This is a genomic window from Aeromonas sp. S9(2024) (assembly GCF_041403185.1).
Lineage (GTDB): Bacteria > Pseudomonadota > Gammaproteobacteria > Enterobacterales > Aeromonadaceae > Aeromonas > Aeromonas enteropelogenes.
Genome location: NZ_JBGLRE010000006.1, coordinates 248494 through 266246, shown reverse-complemented (window position 1 = coordinate 266246; position 17753 = coordinate 248494). Strand labels below are relative to the sequence as shown.

The window sequence follows — 17753 nt, the reverse complement described above, 5'->3', positions numbered from 1 at the left end:
CTATGACGAGCCGGTAGATCTGACGGGCAAACTGTCGGCGGTGGTGACCACCACTGACGGGGACGGGGATGTGGCGAGCCAGAGCGTGAGCATTGGCGCCGGGGTGGTGTTTAAGGATGACGGCCCTTCACTCTCCAGCATTGAGAGCATTACAGTCAATAATCAGGCTGGACCTACAAATGGAAATATTTTCGGGCTGGACTTCGGGGCTGACGGCCCGCAGAGCTTGGCCATCACAAGCTGGCCGGATATCGATGGGGTGACCCATACCTGGGATCCTGATACCCAGACCCTGATTGCGACATTCGATGGGGCTAATGGCCAATATGACAACACAGACACCGTCTTCTATACCCTCAAGCTCAACGATGATGATACTTACACCTTCAATCTGGTTACCCCGGGTGAGGTGCAGTATATCCCGCTTGACTTTGGTCAAGTGACGGCCGGTGGGCCGCAAGAGACGGTCACTCTTACCCCTCCAGGAAACTCGGTCACTTTCAACGGTCTACGGTTTGATCCGGTGACCCACATGGCTATCGATCTACCACTGAGCAGTGATGATGATATCAATCCAAACAGTCAGGGATTCGGTATCAAGAACGGTAACCTGGAAGACAATGAAGGCTTTTCTGCCACTGTCACTCAACCGGTTATCGGAATGCAGTTCTCCGTGGTTGGCGCGGCTGGCAATATTGACACCACCACGCTCTATTGGGAGGCCAAAAATGAGAATGGTGATGTTGTTGACTCTGGTAGCGTGACGCTGACGGGGCTTAAGAGTGTCGCTCCTGAACAGACGGTCACCATATTGTCAGATGTCGAGTTCAGTTCCATGACCATTCGTTTTGACCATCCGGATTCGAACGATGCGGTACGGATCCAGGGCTTCAGCATCATCAACGAGGTACTGCCGCCCGATCTGGAGCTCTCTTATACCGCTACAGCGACCGATGGTGATGGGGATACTGTCTTGGCCAGCTTCACGGTCAGCGTTGACAGTTCGCCGACCGCAGTCAATGACAGCGCTTATGTCGCTGAGGGGCAAAGTGGTGAGACCAATCTGCTGCTGATGGTGGATGTGTCGGGGAGTATGTCGAGCAATGTCTCCTATAACGGCACTACCATGACTCGCCTCGAGGCCACCAAGCTGGCCCTCATCGATCTGTTGAACAGTTACGACAGCGCCAGCTCCGATGTGCGCGTTCGCCTGGTGCAGTTCAGCGGGGATGATGATGGCACCGATACTGGTGACGCGACGACGGTCGGCTCGGGTTGGATGACCATCTCCCAGGCCATTGCAGCCGTGACTGGGCTAACCTATGGCTCGCTCCAGGGCATGGGGGATCTCACCAACTATGATGCCGCGCTCGCGGTGGCACAGAGTGCCTTCGCGACCACCGGCAAGTTGGCCGGGGCCCAGAATGTGGCCTACTTCCTCTCGGATGGCGCGCCAAACATCGGTAGCGGCGGCGCAGGGATAAGCAGCAGTGAGGAGACCGTCTGGAAGAACTTCCTCAATAGTAACGACATGGTCTCGTACGCCATCGGCGTGGGCAGCGGTGTCAGCAGCAGCGCTCTCAACCCGATTGCCTGGAACGGTAAGGACGGTACCGAGATGGGCGGCTTGGTGGTCACCAGCGAGAGCGATCTCTCCACCATGTTGCAGACCACCGTCATCGTGCCGACCATCTCCGGCAACGTGCTGAGCAACGATGTCTCGGGCAGCGATGGTTGGCATTCACCGGCCCTGCAGTCGGTGAACTACAACGGGGTCGATTACCTCTTCACGGCTGGAGTGAATTCGCACACCATCAATCTGGGGGCGGGTATAGGGGCTGTGACGATTCATAGCGACGGCTCCTACCAGTTCAATCCTGTCTATACCAACGTCAATGAGCCCGTGCTGGCCGATCTGACCTACACGGTGGCAGATGGCGACGGGGACACGGCCACGGCAACCCTCCAGCTGGGGTTGGGGGATCGCAGCGAGGTGTTTGCTTACGACAACGCCGATCAGGCCGTGGTGCGCCAAGTCCTACAGAACGTGAGCACCACCACAGTGCTGGCTAACTTCAGCAGTGGGGATGTGAACTCTCCCTCGGGCGCCACTTGGGTGTTTGACAATGTGGGGGCGGGTGACAACGTGGTAGGGGCTGGGGCGGCTAACGCCTCTCAGTGGGAACTGACCGGCACTGCGTCGGTGAGTGGCGGAAGCTTGCTGCTAAGCGATTCGAACGGCGGTGGGTCGACCGTGATATTGACCCCCGAGTTCAGCATCGCGGCGGGCAGCACAGGTGTCTTGTCGTTCAAGGTGGATGTACAAAGCGGATTCAGCAATAACAGTCGAGACAGCTTCACTTGGCAAATCATCGATTCGTCGGGGACTATTAAGCAGTCCGGTACTGTGGGCAGCGACGCAACGGTGTTAATGCAGGCCCTCGGTCCTGATACCTATCGTATCCGCTACACCCTGACGGGTAATACTCGGAACAGTACGGCAGAGGTGCGTTTGGACAACATCCAGCTGGTTAGCCTGTCGAGTGTGCTGGTGACGGAAACGCTCGCGGCGAGCGGTAACCTGTTGACCGATGCCAACACCAGTCTGGCCAGCAGCGATGCGTGGGGCGCCGTGGATGACAAGGGGGCCGAAGGGGCGACCCTGCAGATCTGGAATGGCAGCGCCTACGTGAATGTGGTCAACGGCACCAGTGTCTCCGGTCAATACGGGGATCTGGTAGTGAACCTGGACGGCTCCTACACCTACACCCCAGACCCTGTGCTCGGCAATGTGGGGCAGGAGGAGAGCTTTACCTACCGCCTGGTGCAGGCCGACGGGGACAGTGATGAAGCCAACCTGGTGATCGGGATAGGCAGTAGCCCGAGTGCCGACCCGGTGCCGCTGGCGGGAGCCACCTCGGGGAATGATATCCTCACCGGTGGCGATCAGGATGATTTTATCCTGGGGCTGGCGGGGGATGACATCCTCAGTGGTAGCGGTGGTAATGACCGTTTGGAAGGGGGCGATGGCAACGACACCCTCGACGGTGGCAGTGGCAACGACATTTTGCTGGGAGGTAAAGGGGACGACATCCTGATTGGTGGTGATGGCCATGATCTACTGATCGGTGGTTTAGGCAGCGACACCATGACGGGGGGGGCGGACAGCGACACCTTCAAGTGGGTTGCGGGTGATGCGGATGGCAGTACCGACACCATTACCGACTTCACGCTAGGCAAACTGAGCGATGGTGGTGATGTGCTGGATTTGTCAGATTTGCTGGTTGGCGTACCGACAGGCAGTTCTAACGAAGATCTTGCCACGGTACTGGACAACTATCTGCAGTTCGACACCACGACCAACAAGCTGACCATAGACACGAACGGATCGGCGAGTGGTGGCTCTCAATTGACCGTCCAGTTCCAGGGCAACCTGGATCTGGATCAAAACGGAGGGCTCATAACCAACCACGACATCATCAAGCAAATGCTGGATGACGGTAACCTCAAGGTTGATCCGTAGCCAGGAGTCGGGGCCAGGCCATGCTTGGCCCCTGTTTTTTATGACAGAGGATGGATAAGATAGCGGCGGTATAAAGGAGAGACACCATGCAGTCATTCAACTGGGTCGACATTGATGGCATCCGCTATAGCTGGGATGGACAGGGTCACATTACCTGTGCCGGCCAGTTTGGCTATCAAGCTTCGATCGCAGGTGATCGGCTGGATGCGGTGGAGATAGAGAATGATGCCGGTGATGTCGCAGGGACGCTTCATGTCGACTTTGCGGCAGCATCGATCAGCTATATCCCCGTCATGGATGCAGAAGCTTCCCATAACATGATTTTGGTTGGTCATGAGTTGGGTCAGCAGGAGTATCTATTGAATAGCTTTCATCCTGCATCCTTGCAGGAGTTGTTGGGGCCTTCTGAAACAATCGCTTGGACTGTAGTCGCAGATGACTTCAGTTCTCTCGGAACGGAATTACCTCCTCAAGGACATATCCTGTCGTGGGATTCATTCCATTTCGATGATGAGGTGTTGCTCGACAGTTCACTGCCGACGACAGCGCATGCAGAGATTCTTCCCGCTGCTGATGCGACAATCAGCATCAGTCTCGATTTGACCAATCAGGTACTGGATCAGATCCCGCCATTGCACGATATATAAATTCCCGTTTGCCAGGAGCATAATGACCTCAATTTTTCGATTGAGGTTTTTTATATGTGGCGTCCGCTTCTTACCCTTTCTGCGCTGGTTGTCAGTGTCCCCCTGTATGCTCTGGAAGTGCCTCAGGCACCCCATCTGGTGGTGAGTGGTTACGCCGAGCAGAAAGCGGAACCCGACATGCTGACCCTCAATGTGTCGGTCACCGCGTTGGAAAAACAGGGGTTCAAGGCCAAGCAACAGGTTGATACCAGAGTGGCTGCATTCTTTGGCCAGCTGGAAGGTCTGGGTATCAAGCGCAGTGATGTGGAGGCGGGAAATCTGGTCATCTCTCCCGAATATCAATATGGCGAGAACAAGAAGCCGACCTTGCTGGGGTATCGTGCCCAGCGTCAACTGGCGGTGAAGCTGTATCAACTCGACAAGCTGAGCCAGTTGATGGATACCGCACTCAAGGCAGGACTCGAGTCGGTGTCACATATCGAATATGGTCTGAAATCTCCGCAAACCATCAAGGAACAGGCGCGCCTTGCTGCGGTCGAGGATGCGAAAAGCAAGGCCGAATCTCTGGCCAAGGCATTTGGCATGAAGCTTGGCAAGGTATACAGCGCTGAATATCGAAATTCATCGCCAGTTCCCGTCTATAGCCGCAATCTCAAGGCGCTGGCCATGTCCGCCGCACCGGCCGCAGATATGGTGGAAAACAGCTATCAACAGCAGCAGATCACCATCACTGACAACATAGAAGCGGTTTTCCTCCTGGAATGATGGATAGCCAGTCTATTGCGTATTGATAATGCCAAAACCCGCTCTCGCAGCGGGTTTTTAATGTCCAGCGCAACATCAGAATGAAAAAAGCCGACTCGAGAGAGTCGGCTTTTGTTTACTTGAATGGCGTTCAGACTGTGACGGCGTCAGCCTTGGCTGCTTCTGGTGCCGGATTACGGATGAGGTAATCGAAGGCCCCGAGTGCGGCGGTTGCACCAGCACCCATGGAGATGATGATCTGCTTGAACGGCACAGTAGTGGCGTCCCCTGCGGCGTACACGCCGGGCAGGGAGGTGGCGCCCTTGGCATCGATCTCGATCTCGCCGAAGCGGGTCATCGCTACCTCGCTCCCCTTGAGGAACTCGGTATTGGGCACCAGGCCGATCTGGACGAAGATACCCGCGACAGCCAGATGCTTGATTTCCCCGGTGGTGCGATCTTCGTAATCCATGCCTGTCACCTTACTGCCATCACCGATCACTTCAGTGGTGCGGGCGCTCATGATGATGTCGATGTTGGCCATGGAGCGGGCCTTCTGCTGCAACACTTCGTCGGCGCGCAGGGTGTCGGCGAACTCCACCACGGTGACGTGCTCGACGATGCCGGCCAGATCGATGGCCGCCTCAATGCCGGAGTTACCGCCACCGATCACCGCCACCCGCTTGCCCTTGAAGAAGGGGCCGTCACAGTGCGGGCAGTAGGCCACACCCTTGGTGCGGTACTCGAGCTCGCCCGGCACGTTCAGGTCGCGCCAGCGGGCACCGGTTGCCAGGATCACGGAACGACTCTTCAGGGTTGCACCGGAGGCGAGATCCACGTTGACGTAGCCGTCACGGCTGATGGCAGCGGCGCGCTGTTCGGTGATCACTTCCACGCCATACTGCTTGACGTGCTGCTCCAGGCTCGCGGCCAGCTTGGGGCCCTCGGTATAGGGCACGGAGATGAAGTTCTCGATGCCGACGGTGTCCATCACCTGACCACCGAAACGTTCAGCGACGATAGCGGTGCGGATCCCCTTGCGGGCTGCATAGATGGCTGCCGCTGCGCCAGCCGGGCCACCACCCACCACCAGCACGTCGTAGGGATCTTTCTCATTCAGCTCAGCGGCTTTGCGTTCGGCAGCGCCGGTGTCGAGCTTGGCGACGATCTCTTCGAGCGAGATGCGACCCTGGCTGAACGGCTGGCCATTCAGGTAGACGTTCGGTACCGCCATGATCTGGCGCTCGTTGACCTCGTCCTGGAACAGGGCGCCGTCGATCATGGTGTGGGTGATCCCCGGGTTCAGGGTAGCCATCAGGTTCAGTGCCTGAACCACGTCCGGGCAGTTGTGGCAGGAGAGGGAGATATAGGTCTCAAAGTGGAACTCACCCTTGAGGTTGCGGATCTGCTCCTGCACAGCTGCATCGGCCTTGGAGGGGTGACCGCCGCTTTGCAGCAGGGCCAGTACCAGAGAAGTAAATTCATGACCCATGGGAATGCCGGCAAAGTGAATGCGCGGAGTCTGGCCCTGGGTGGCCACACTCATGGAAGGCTTGCGAGCGGCAGTGCCAGAAGTCTGGGTAATCTTGGGTGACATCTCGCTGATCTCGGTGGCCAGTGCCAGCAGCTCTGCGGATTTGTCACTGTCATTGCCGGACACGCTGATCTCGATGGGATTGACGATGTACTGCAGATAGGTGTTCAGCTGTTGTTTGAGGTTGGTATCCAACATCTTCGAATTCCTTCTTGTTATTGCGGGTCGGCGGTATGCGTGGGCCAGAAAGCAGACCGGCCCTGAATCGGGCCGGTCTTTGGAGTGGGGAGGCTTAGATTTTGCCTACCAGATCCAGGGACGGGGCCAGAGTGGCTTCGCCTTCTTTCCATTTGGCCGGGCATACTTCACCCGGGTGAGCGGCAACGTACTGGGCAGCTTTGACTTTGCGCAGCAGCTCCAGAGCGTCACGGCCGATACCGCCGGCGTTGATTTCAACGATCTGGATGATGCCCTGCGGGTCGATAACGAAGGTGCCGCGGTCAGCCAGGCCTGCTTCTTCGATCATCACGCCGAAGTTGCGGGTGATGGTGCCGGTCGGGTCGCCGATCATCGGGTACTGGATCTTCTGGATGGTGTCAGAAGTGTCGTGCCAGGCTTTGTGGGTGAAGTGGGTGTCGGTAGAGACGGAGTAGATCTCGACGCCCAGCTTCTGGAATTCGGCGTAGTTGTCAGCCAGGTCGCCCAGTTCGGTCGGGCAGACGAAGGTGAAATCAGCCGGGTAGAAGAAGACAACGGACCACTTGCCTTTCAGGTCAGCGTCAGACACCTGAACGAATTTGCCATTGTGGTAGGCAGTGGCGTTGAACGGCTTGATTTCAGTGTTGATGTAGGTAGACATGTATTGGCTCCTTGGTGATGTACATATGCCTGTCTGGTGTTGATAAGTCGAGCCGGACAAGGCGTTTAACTTTCGATGGATTCATCTTAGGGTCTTTCGCTAATCGATAAAAGCCGCAATTTTGAATCACTTAAATCGACTTATTAGATAATCCACCTCTGCTGTACCTAACATGAATATCGCCAGCATGCAGAGATAACTCCTTGTCGAGATTCAACATCTGTGCGCGACCTCGGCTTTTCAAGGGGGAGAGGGGAGAGTGCCGGCCAAGCCGTGGCACAGAGGGGTATCGGGGGTGAGCGAACGGGCGGCGCGAGTGTGCCAGGTGAAGGGGAGGGGTAAAACGCGGATAAAAAAATCCCGGCGCTATCGTGAGACAGGGCCGGGTCATCAAACAAGGAATGGCTATATAAACAAATGCTTTACAGCAAAGACTAACTACGGGGTGTGCAAACTTGCAGACAAATGAGAGGAAGAAGGTGGGTGCACAATCCCTCGTCTCCCCCTCGGCAATTATTGCATGGGGGAGATAATAGTGTGATGAAGATCACAAAGCAAGTTTTTGGTGTAAGTTTTCATTCAAAATGAAAGGCTTTCATTTTTACAGGCTGTTTTATCGCCTAAAAACGCTTTTATTGTAATTTAATTACAAATAGGTGGTCAGAAATCGGTAGGGGGATCCTGCTCTTCCATCAACTCAAGCAGGTTAATGGCCACCGCGATAAAGTCAGACTCAGTCACTATGCCCACCAGTTTGCGCCCCTTGAGTACCGGCAAGCAGCCATATTTGTGGCGTTGCAAATAGAGGGCCGCCTCCTTGATGCCGGCGTGGGGATCCACGCTTGCCACCTGACGGGTCATGATCTCGTCGAGCTGGACACTATCGGTGAATTCGGCCTCCCGCTCCGGACTGATGAGCAGCAGTTTGGACTCGCGAGTCGCCAGAATGTCGGTGAGGGTGACCAGGCCCAGCAGATGATGATGCTCATCGACGATGGGGATATGACGGATCCGCTCCTGCTGCATCAGATCCATCGCCTGTTTGACGCTGTTCTCCGGACCCAGGGTGAAGGGCTGTTCTGTCATGATTTCGGCTAGGGTCATCATGGTGGGCCTCCTTATGTACCTGCTTTCACCCTAGCCCACCCCCAGCGGGCAAGACATGATCAGGGTCAATACAGATCATTAAAGAATCATTAACCCATTGTCTGTCACAAAAATGGCCGCTATCCCTTGTCTCTCTTGGGTTTTTGGTCTTTTGGGTTGCCTTGCAAGAGGGGGATAACTAGACTAGCCGCCGATTCCCCCGAGGTGAAAGATGCAAGTATCCGATTTTCATTTTGATCTGCCAGACGAGCTGATTGCCCGCTACCCGATGGCAGAGCGTACCGCCAGCCGCCTGTTGCAGCTTGACGGTCAGACTGGTGCGCTGCGCCATGGTCAATTTGTCGATGTGCTGGACCAGCTCAACCCCGGTGATCTGCTGGTATTCAACAACACTCGCGTCATTCCGGCGCGCATGTTTGGCCAGAAGGCCAGCGGCGGCAAGCTGGAAGTGCTGGTCGAACGCATTCTGGACGAGCACAGCGTACTGGCGCACGTCCGTTCTTCCAAGTCGCCCAAGCCCGGTACCCGCCTTATCCTGGATGGCGGCCCAGATGGCGAGAAGGTTGACGCCGAGATGCGGGCCCGTCACGATGCCCTGTTCGAGATCCACTTCCTCGATGCGCGCCCAGTGCTGGAGATCCTGGAGGCCATCGGTCACATGCCGCTGCCACCTTATATAGATCGTCCCGATGAAGATGCTGACAAGGAGCGTTACCAGACCGTCTACAACGCCAAACCGGGCGCGGTGGCGGCCCCAACTGCCGGTCTGCACTTCGATGAGCCTCTGCTCGAGAAGATCCGCGCCAAGGGGGTGGAAACGGCTTTCGTCACCCTGCACGTGGGGGCGGGGACCTTCCAGCCGGTGCGGGTGGACAAGATTGAAGATCACCACATGCACTCTGAATATGCCGAGGTGCCGCAGGAGGTGGTGGATGCTATCGCGGCAACCCGAGCCCGTGGCGGTCGCGTCATTGCGGTGGGTACCACCTCGGTGCGTTCTCTGGAGAGTGCCGCCAAGGTCACCCTGGCCCAGGGTAAGCCGCTGGCGCCGTTTTTCAGCGACACCGACATTTTCATCTTCCCGGGTTACGAGTTCCAGGTGGTGGATGCCATGGTCACCAACTTCCATCTACCGGAGTCGACCCTGATCATGCTGGTCAGCGCCTTTGCCGGGTATGACAACGTGATGGCTGCCTATCAGGCTGCGGTGGCCGAGCAGTACCGTTTCTTCAGCTACGGGGACGCCATGTTCGTCACCCGTCGCCGGGCGCAGGCTTAACTTCGTCCTTCAGGCGCTGTTCACGAGCACTCTGTGATAATCGTGGGCGGCCCCAAAAAATCGGACCCATGAGGGCCTTCCATTGTCAGACTGTTTCTCTGACTGAAACCGAGGTAGCAATGAAATTTGAATTGAAAACCACTGACGGCCGCGCCCGTCGCGGTCAGCTGGTATTCGAACGCGGTACCGTACAGACTCCGGCCTTCATGCCGGTCGGTACCTATGGCACCGTCAAGGGGATGACCCCGGAAGAGGTAGCCGAGACCGGTGCCCAGATCCTGCTGGGTAACACCTTCCACCTCTGGCTGCGTCCGGGTCAGGAAGTGATGCGCGCCCACGGCGATCTGCACGACTTCATGAACTGGCAGGGACCGATCCTGACCGACTCCGGTGGTTTTCAGGTATTCAGCCTGGGGGATATTCGCAAGATCACCGAGGCGGGCGTGCATTTCCGTCACCCCATCAATGGCGAGAAGATCTTCCTCGACCCCGAGAAATCCATGGAGATCCAGTACGATCTGGGCTCCGATATCGTGATGATCTTCGACGAGTGCACCCCGTATCCGGCCACTTATGAAGAGGCGCGCAAGTCCATGGAGATGTCCCTGCGCTGGGCCAAACGCTCCCGTGACAAGTTCGATGCCCTCGGCAACAAAAACGCCCTGTTCGGCATCATCCAGGGCTCCGTTTACGAGCCGCTGCGGGATGTGTCGCTGGATGGCTTGCTGGAGATCGGCTTCGACGGTTATGCAGTCGGCGGCCTGGCAGTGGGTGAACCCAAAGAGGACATGCACCGCATCCTCGAGCACGTCTGCCCGAAAATCCCGGCCGACAAGCCGCGCTACCTGATGGGGGTAGGCAAGCCGGAAGATTTGGTGGAAGGGGTGCGCCGCGGTATCGACATGTTCGACTGCGTGATGCCGACCCGCAACGCCCGCAACGGCCATCTGTTCACTACCGATGGGGTGGTCAAGATCCGCAACGCCAAGCACCGTGACGACACCAGCACCCTGGATGCCGATTGCGATTGCTACACCTGCAAAAACTACAGCCGCAGCTATCTGCACCATCTGGACAAGTGCAACGAGATCCTCGGCGCCCGTCTGAATACCATCCATAACCTGCGTTATTACCAGCGTGTCATGCAGGGTTTGCGGGACGCGATCGAGCAGGGTAAATTAGACGACTTTGTAACAGAGTTTTACCGTCGGCAAGGGAAGCCTGTGCCTCCACTCGCTGAAAATGACGTGAAATAACAACAGCGTATCAGCTCGTTATCTTTGTGAATCTACATCAATAAGAGGTTGTTAAATGAGCATTATCTCCAAGGCATATGCAGAAGGCGCAGCTCCGGCAGCACAGGGTGGTGGTATGGAAATGATCATCATGCTGGCCGTATTTGGTCTCATCTTCTACTTCATGATCTACCGTCCCCAGGCCAAGCGCGCCAAGGATCATCGCAACCTGATGAGTTCTCTCTCCAAGGGTGATGAAGTGCTGACTTCCGGTGGCCTGGTTGGCAAGATTGCCAAAGTGGCAGCTGACAGCGATTACCTGGTGATCGCCCTGAACGACCAGACTCAAGTCACCATCAAGAAGGACTTCGTTTCTGCCGTTCTGCCCAAGGGCTCTATCCAGTCCCTTTAATCTCCCGAGGAGCACAGCGTGTTAAATCGCTATCCGCTGTGGAAATACCTGATGGTGATCGTGGTGATCGCCATCGGTTTTCTATATGCAGCCCCCAATCTTTACGGCGAAGACCCGGCCTTGCAGGTTTCTGCCAGCCGTGGTGCCGAAGTCAAGCTGGAAACTCTTGACCTGGTGAAAGAGACGCTCGAGGCGGCCAAGATCCCGGTCAAACATGCGGCGTTCGAGCACGGGCTGATCCTGGTACGTTTCAAGAACACCGAAGATCAGCTCAAGGCGCGTGATATCGTCGCCAATAAATTGGGCGATGGTTTCATAACCGCGCTCAACCTGGCCCCTTCCACTCCCGCCTGGCTCGAAGCTATCGGCGCGGCGCCACTGAAACTCGGTCTTGATCTGCGCGGTGGCGTGCACTTCCTGATGGAAGTGGACATGGCCGAGGCGCTGGCCAAGCAGCAAGAGCAGATGGTGCAGGATTTTCGCACCGAACTGCGTACCCAGAAGATCCGCTACTCCGGCGTGCGCCGGGTCGGTGATCAGGTACAGGTGGTGTTCCGCGATGAAGCGGATCAGGAGCGTGCCGTTTCCCACCTGCGTCGCCAGAACCCTGATTTGACCTTCACCACGCAGCAGAAAGGGGATGAGTACATCCTGCTGGCTGGCTTGAGTGAAGCCAAGATCAAGGAGGTGAAGAAGTACGCGCTTGAGCAGAACATCACCATCATCCGCAACCGGGTGAACGAGCTGGGTGTGGCCGAGCCGCTGGTGCAACAGCAGGGTGCCGAGCGCATCGTGGTGGAGCTGCCCGGTATCCAGGACACTGCCCGTGCCAAGGAGATCCTGGGGGCGACTGCGACCCTGGAATTCCACATGGTCGACGAGACAGCAGATATCCAGGCTGCTGCCGCCGGTCGTGTCCCGCCGAGCTCCAAGGTGTATACCGATCGCAATGGCCGCCCGGTGGTATTGCACAAGCGAGTCATCCTGACCGGTGATCACATCGTGGGTGCCCAGTCCGGTTTCGATGAGTACAGTCGTCCCCAGGTCAACATCAAGCTTGATGGCCAGGGTGGCAACAAGATGGCCAACTTTACCAAGGACAACGTCGGTAAAGGCATGGCGACCGTCTTCATCGAGTACAAGCCGGTGGGTCAGCCCGGTCCGGATGGCAAGCGCAAGTTCCGCAAGCAGGAGGAGGTGATCAACGTCGCCACCATCCAGTCGCGCCTTGGCAGCCAGTTCCGCATCACAGGGATCGACAACGCCAACGAAGCCCATAACCTGGCGCTGCTGTTGCGTGCCGGTGCCCTGATCGCGCCTATCCAGATCGTCGAAGAGCGCACCATTGGTCCGAGCCTGGGTCAACAGAACATCGACAGCGGTATGGAAGCCATCGGCTGGGCCATGCTGGTGATCGTGCTGTTCATGGGGATCTATTATCGTGCCTTCGGTTGGGTTGCCAACCTGGCGCTGTGCATGAACCTGGTGCTGATCGTCGGCATCATGTCGATGATCCCGGGGGCCACCATGACCCTGCCTGGTATCGCCGGTATCGTGTTGACGCTCGGTATGGCGGTGGATGCCAACGTGCTGATCTACGAACGTATCCGGGAAGAGCTGCGCAACGGGCGCGGGGTTCAACAGGCTATCCACCTGGGCTTTGATCGTGCTTTCTCGACCATCGCCGACTCCAACGTCACCTCGCTCATCACCTGTGTGATCCTGTTCGGTATCGGCACTGGCCCCATCAAGGGCTTTGCCCTGACGCTGGGCATCGGTCTGACTGCCTCCATGTTTACTGCCATCACGGTATCTCGCGCCATTATCAACCTGGCATGGGGTGGACGGCGTATCGACAAGCTGCCCATCTGAGGAAGAGACATGTTTCAGATCCTACATTTTGAAAAACCCATCCCCTTTATGCGTTTCGCCAAACCGGGTGTGGTGTTCTCTTCCCTGCTGATGGTGATCTCCTTGTTCTTCCTGTTTGATCGCGGGTTGAACTGGGGTCTGGACTTCACCGGTGGTACCACCATCGAGGTGGGGTTCCAGCAGTCGGTGAGCCTGGAGAAGATCCACGACGTCCTAGCCGAGCAGAAAATTGAAGGGGCAACCCTGCAACACTTCGGCTCCAGCCGTGACGTGCTGTTCCGCCTGACCCCGCAAGAGGGGGTCAAGGTCGAGCAGCAGGGCAACGAGGTGCTGGCCGCCGCCAAGCTGATCGACAAGGATGCCGTGCTCAAGCGCGTCGAGTTTGTCGGTCCTTCGGTGGGTGACGAGTTGGCGACGGACGGTGCGCTGGCGATGCTGGCCTCCATCCTCTGTATCCTTGCCTATGTGGCGGTACGTTTCGAATGGCGTCTGGCCATGGGGGGTATTCTCTCCCTGGTGCATGACGTGGTGATCACCCTCGGCGTCTTTGCCTACTTCCAGTACGAGTTTGACCTGACCGTGCTGGCAGCCCTGATGACGCTCGTGGGTTACTCCCTGAACGATACCATCGTCGTGTTCGACCGCCTGCGGGAGAACTTTCGCAAGGTGCGCAAGGGGGATACCGAGTACATCCTGGATCTCTCCATGACCGAGACCCTGAGCCGTACCATCATCACCTCCGGCCTCACCTTCGTGGTGGTGCTGGCGCTGTTGCTCAAGGGCGGCGCGCTGATCCACGGTTTTGCCGTGGCCATGGTGATCGGTGTGGCGTTCGGTACCTACTCTTCCATCTATGTGGCGAGTGCGTTTGCCATGTTCCTCGGCGTCAAGCGCGAGCACATGCTGCCAACCCAGGTAGAGAAAGAGGGCGCGGATCAACAGGAGATCCTGCCGTAACCGTGAAAAAGAGCGCCGCTGGCGCTCTTTTCTTTTGTCTGCCTGTCGTATGCTGACGCAGATGATTCAAGTCACAGGAGTTTGCCATGCAACACAATCCCCGTTTTCTGGCGCTGGTTGAAGGGATACGCGCCCGGGTCGAGGAGACAGACGTTCACCAGATCCGGCGTTGGCAGGAGGAGGGACGTACCTTCATCCTGGTCGATGTGCGCGAGGAGAGCGAATGGGCCAACGGCCATTTGCCGGGGGCCGTCTATCTGGGGCGAGGGGTGATAGAGCGCGATATCGAGACTCGTTACCCGGATCCGGCGACCGAACTCTACCTCTATTGCGGGGGCGGATTTCGTTCGATCCTGGCGGCCGATAATTTGCGCCAGATGGGGTACAGTCGGGTTGTCAGTGTCGATGGCGGTTTTCGGGGATGGAAGGATGCCGGATACCCTGTCGAATCCTGATTTATTTGATGGAGAGGGGCTCAGCCACATGACAAAGTGGTTGTTGCCCTTTACCATATGCGAGGTCAAGAAGCGTCAGCGTCGGAGTGTTCATTGAACGTCAGGAAAGGGATTGGATGCCTCCTTGGTATCCTGTTGTTGCTTCCTATGTGGGGTTGCAGCAGTAGCAGTCAGATCAACACCCCGAAAGAGCCCAAGCCGCAGCCCGCGTCACTGGTTTTGGCGACCCCTCTGCAGGTCTCCTACCAGAGCGAGCTGGCACTGGCGCGCCTCGGGCAGATGCTGAGCGAAATGGAGCTGACCACGGAGCAGCGAGCAGAACTCTTCTATGAGCGTGCCGTCGTTTTCGATCGGGTGGGGCTGCGCTCCCTCGCGCGCCTGGATTTCAACCGTGCCCTGCGGGAGAAACCGGATTTTGCCGAAGCCTACAACTTCATCGGTGTCTATCTGGTGCAGCAGCAGAACTATGACGAAGCCTACGAGGCATTTGATTCCGCCCTCGAACTGGCTCCCGATTATGATTATGCCTACCTCAACCGCGGCATCGCGCTCTATTACGGCAACCGCCCCGATCTCTCCGCCGCCGACATGAAGCGCTTCTATGAGGCGCAGCCGGAAGATCCCTATCGGGTGATCTGGCTCTATCTGGCCGAGCAGAAGCTCGATCCCGCTGCCGCCATGAGCCGGATGCGCGAACGCCTGAACAAATATGACGACGATGCCTGGAACTGGGATCTGGTTCGCCTCTATACCGGCGAGATCAATGCCAGCAAACTGATGGCCAACGTGGTCAAAGGGGTGAAGGACAATCGCGAACTCGCCGAGCGCCTGTGCGAGACCTACTTCTATCTGGGCAAATTAGAATTGGGCAAGGGCAATCGCAAGGAGGCCATCAGCTACTTCAAGCTGGCGCTCTCCAACAACGTCTATGACTTCATCGAACACCGCTATGCCCTGCTCGAGCTGGAGCTGATGGCGCGCAAACCCTTGCCGCCAGGAGCCCAGAGTGCTCGCAGCAAGAGCGATCAACCATCCTGATCTGGTGTCATCAGCTGTAAAAAAGGCCTCGCAATGAGGCCTTTTTGCTGGGCGAGAGCCGGCGTTATTCCACCAGACTCATGCCGGGGATCTGGCGCCAGTACCCGTTGCAGTCACGATCCTGCTGCAGGGGCAGGGGGGCCTCTCCCTGCTGGTTGGCCTTGAAGCGGGCCAGAATGTCCAGGGTATCCATGCCCTGGGGAGAGAGCCTGACCACATCCACCAGATCCGTCATGCTCGCCAGATCGTTGCCCAGGTTGTAGCAGTAACCGGACTGGGTCTGGATCCCGTTGAGATTGAACACCCGCTGCCCCTCGCGACTGTTGGCCAGACGACCGGTCGGGTAGTGAATGCAGGCGAGCTCGCAGTTGTCCTTGGGTTTGTCGAGGGAGCGGGCGGTGAAGCAGCGGGCCGAGTAGGCCAGTGGCAGATGACCATAGGCAAACACCTCTACTTCAAACTGCTGGCGCATAGCGCCCAGATCCTGGTTGAGTTGCACCAGCCAGTCGCGCGACAGCTCTACCGGCATCACCCAGCGTTTCATCCCCTGTTTGAGCAGCATGCCGAGCACATCTGCGTTGTAGGCGTTGATGGCCGGACCGCATACAAATGGCAGGCGCGCTTCCCGGGCAAGTTGGACAGTGCCGAGATCGTTGGCCTCGACCATAAGATTGCCATTGTCGACCAGCCGCTTGACCTCTTTGAGCTCGGAAGGGGCCGAAATGAGTGCCAGCGTGGAGAGCACCACCTGTTTGCCGGAATCCGCCACCTGGTGGGCCAGGGCGATCCAGTCATCCACCTTGAGTTCGCGACGCTTGCTGCAGACGGTTTCTCCCAGATAGATGATATCGGCGTCGCTCCTGGCCGCTGCCTGATAGAACGCCTCTGTGTCGGCCTTGGGCCAGTAGAAGAGCAGGGGCCCTAGAGAGAATTGCATGAGTTGAGCTCCTTGTAGCCGCAAGAGAAGAGCAGGAAAGAGAAGGACATAGGGGACTCCTTATTGCCACTGGCGGTGATAGGCACCGAGCGTGGTCTGGCTTCCCTCGGAGACGCGGGCGAGCTGGGCATCCCATTCGCTCTTGACCTGGTAGACATCGGGATTGGCCTGGTAGGCATCAATGGCGGCGCGCCAGACCCGGGTCACCTGCTCTACATAGGCGGGGCTGCGCTGGCGTCCCTCAATCTTGACCGACTGGATCCCGGTCTTGAAGAGCTCGGGCAAGAGGCCGAGGGTGTTGAGGCTGGTCGGCTCCTCCAGGGCGTGGTAAGTCTGGCCGTCCACCTCGAATCGCCCTTTGCACAGGGTCGGATAGCCGGCGTTTTCACCCGGACCGTAGCGGTCGATCAATACCTCGTTGAGGCGGGATTCGAGGCCGTTTGGCGTCTCTTCCCAACGTACAAACTTGGCCGGTGAGCAGGCGCCGACCGTGTTGGGACTCTCCCCCGTCATGTAGGAAGAGAGGTAGCAACGCCCTTCGGCCATGATGCAGAGGCTGCCGAAGGCAAAGACTTCAAGGCCGACGTCGGTCTCGCGGGCCAGCTGCTTGACCTGATGCATGGATAGCACCCGGGGCAGAACGACCCGTTTGGCATTGAACTGTTGTTGATAGAAGCGGATGGCAGCGGCATTGGTGGCGCTGGCCTGTACCGAGACATGCAGCTCCATCTCCGGGTAGCGACGGCTGGCATAATCAAGCACCGCCAGATCGGCGATGATCAGGGCATCGGCGCCAAGCGCCACGCCGCGATCCACCGCCTGTTTCCACCTGGCATCAGCCCCCGGGTGGGCGAAGGTATTGATGGCGATATGCAGTTTCCTACCATGCTGGTGCACATAATCAACCGCCTTCTCAAGTTTGCTGTCGGTGAAGTTCAGACCGGCAAAGTGGCGGGCATTGGTGTCGTCCTTGAAGCCGATATAAACGGCATCAGCCCCGTTATCAACGGCGGTTTTCAGTGCCGGCAAGCTGCCTGCCGGACAGAGTAATTCCATTAGTACGCTCCGAGGGTGCATATGAAGGGCAAATAGGCCCTGATTGTATTCATCGGCATGGCGCTGCTTTTTGACCTGAGGCAGTTTTCGGTGGCTTT

General features: G+C 57.5%; 15 protein-coding genes. 10 read left to right on the top strand and 5 right to left on the bottom strand.

The window, feature by feature from the left end; translation table 11 throughout:
* Nucleotides 1–835: 835 nt before the first annotated feature.
* The 3 genes from ACB028_RS12465 (at nucleotide 836) to ACB028_RS12455 (ending at nucleotide 4935) form a co-directional block, all read left to right on the top strand.
* The gene (locus tag ACB028_RS12465) at nucleotides 836–3523 is read left to right on the top strand and encodes a type I secretion C-terminal target domain-containing protein (protein ID WP_371144416.1); all 2688 of its coding nucleotides are present in this window, start codon (nucleotides 836–838) and stop codon (nucleotides 3521–3523) included.
* Nucleotides 3524–3609: 86 nt separating this feature from the next.
* Complete coding sequence (locus ACB028_RS12460) at nucleotides 3610–4170, top strand: hypothetical protein (protein WP_042071770.1); 561 nt, start codon at nucleotides 3610–3612, stop codon at nucleotides 4168–4170.
* A 54-nt stretch (nucleotides 4171–4224) separates the two neighbouring features.
* Nucleotides 4225–4935 (top strand): SIMPL domain-containing protein, encoded by a 711-nt coding sequence (locus ACB028_RS12455; protein ID WP_042071768.1) that lies wholly within the window; start codon nucleotides 4225–4227, stop codon nucleotides 4933–4935.
* Between the two features lie 130 nt (nucleotides 4936–5065).
* Here the strand turns inward: ACB028_RS12455 and ahpF are convergent, their stop codons facing one another.
* From ahpF to ACB028_RS12440, 3 genes are all read right to left on the bottom strand, one after another.
* Complete coding sequence (gene ahpF / locus ACB028_RS12450) at nucleotides 5066–6646, bottom strand: alkyl hydroperoxide reductase subunit F (RefSeq protein WP_371144415.1); 1581 nt, start codon at nucleotides 6644–6646, stop codon at nucleotides 5066–5068.
* Between the two features lie 94 nt (nucleotides 6647–6740).
* The gene (gene ahpC / locus ACB028_RS12445) at nucleotides 6741–7307 is read right to left on the bottom strand and encodes an alkyl hydroperoxide reductase subunit C (RefSeq protein ID WP_026456610.1); all 567 of its coding nucleotides are present in this window, start codon (nucleotides 7305–7307) and stop codon (nucleotides 6741–6743) included.
* 660 nt (nucleotides 7308–7967) lie between these two features.
* Nucleotides 7968–8414 carry a CBS domain-containing protein gene (locus ACB028_RS12440; RefSeq protein WP_042024955.1) on the bottom strand — a complete coding sequence of 149 codons (447 nt, stop codon included), beginning with the start codon at nucleotides 8412–8414 and terminating at the stop codon, nucleotides 7968–7970.
* A gap of 211 nt (nucleotides 8415–8625) precedes the next feature.
* On the opposite strand from ACB028_RS12440, the gene queA reads away from it, so the two are divergent.
* From queA to nlpI, 7 genes are all read left to right on the top strand, one after another.
* Nucleotides 8626–9693, top strand: a complete 1068-nt coding sequence (gene queA / locus ACB028_RS12435) for a tRNA preQ1(34) S-adenosylmethionine ribosyltransferase-isomerase QueA (protein WP_371144414.1) — start codon at nucleotides 8626–8628, stop codon at nucleotides 9691–9693.
* A 119-nt stretch (nucleotides 9694–9812) separates the two neighbouring features.
* Complete coding sequence (gene tgt, locus ACB028_RS12430; RefSeq protein ID WP_026456613.1) at nucleotides 9813–10949, top strand: tRNA guanosine(34) transglycosylase Tgt; 1137 nt, start codon at nucleotides 9813–9815, stop codon at nucleotides 10947–10949.
* 55 nt (nucleotides 10950–11004) lie between these two features.
* Nucleotides 11005–11340: a preprotein translocase subunit YajC gene (gene yajC / locus ACB028_RS12425; RefSeq protein WP_026456614.1), complete on the top strand. Its 336-nt coding sequence runs from the start codon at nucleotides 11005–11007 to the stop codon at nucleotides 11338–11340.
* Between the two features lie 18 nt (nucleotides 11341–11358).
* A complete protein-coding gene (secD, locus tag ACB028_RS12420; RefSeq protein ID WP_371144413.1) occupies nucleotides 11359–13212 on the top strand; it encodes a protein translocase subunit SecD in 1854 nt (617 codons plus the stop codon).
* A gap of 9 nt (nucleotides 13213–13221) precedes the next feature.
* A complete protein-coding gene (gene secF / locus ACB028_RS12415; RefSeq protein WP_061475436.1) occupies nucleotides 13222–14169 on the top strand; it encodes a protein translocase subunit SecF in 948 nt (315 codons plus the stop codon).
* 86 nt (nucleotides 14170–14255) lie between these two features.
* On the top strand, nucleotides 14256–14624 hold the full coding sequence (locus ACB028_RS12410; RefSeq protein WP_061475435.1) for a rhodanese-like domain-containing protein: 369 nt from the start codon (nucleotides 14256–14258) through the stop codon (nucleotides 14622–14624).
* 93 nt (nucleotides 14625–14717) lie between these two features.
* Nucleotides 14718–15662: a lipoprotein NlpI gene (gene nlpI / locus ACB028_RS12405; RefSeq protein ID WP_324606633.1), complete on the top strand. Its 945-nt coding sequence runs from the start codon at nucleotides 14718–14720 to the stop codon at nucleotides 15660–15662.
* Between the two features lie 64 nt (nucleotides 15663–15726).
* Here nlpI and ACB028_RS12400 read toward each other — a convergent pair whose 3' ends face one another.
* Together ACB028_RS12400 and ACB028_RS12395 are read right to left on the bottom strand one after the other, a co-directional pair.
* Complete coding sequence (locus tag ACB028_RS12400; RefSeq protein ID WP_371144412.1) at nucleotides 15727–16599, bottom strand: U32 family peptidase; 873 nt, start codon at nucleotides 16597–16599, stop codon at nucleotides 15727–15729.
* 60 nt (nucleotides 16600–16659) lie between these two features.
* Nucleotides 16660–17655, bottom strand: coding sequence for a peptidase U32 family protein (locus ACB028_RS12395; protein ID WP_225632787.1), 996 nt, complete (start codon nucleotides 17653–17655; stop codon nucleotides 16660–16662).
* Between the last annotated feature and the right edge of the window lie 98 nt (nucleotides 17656–17753).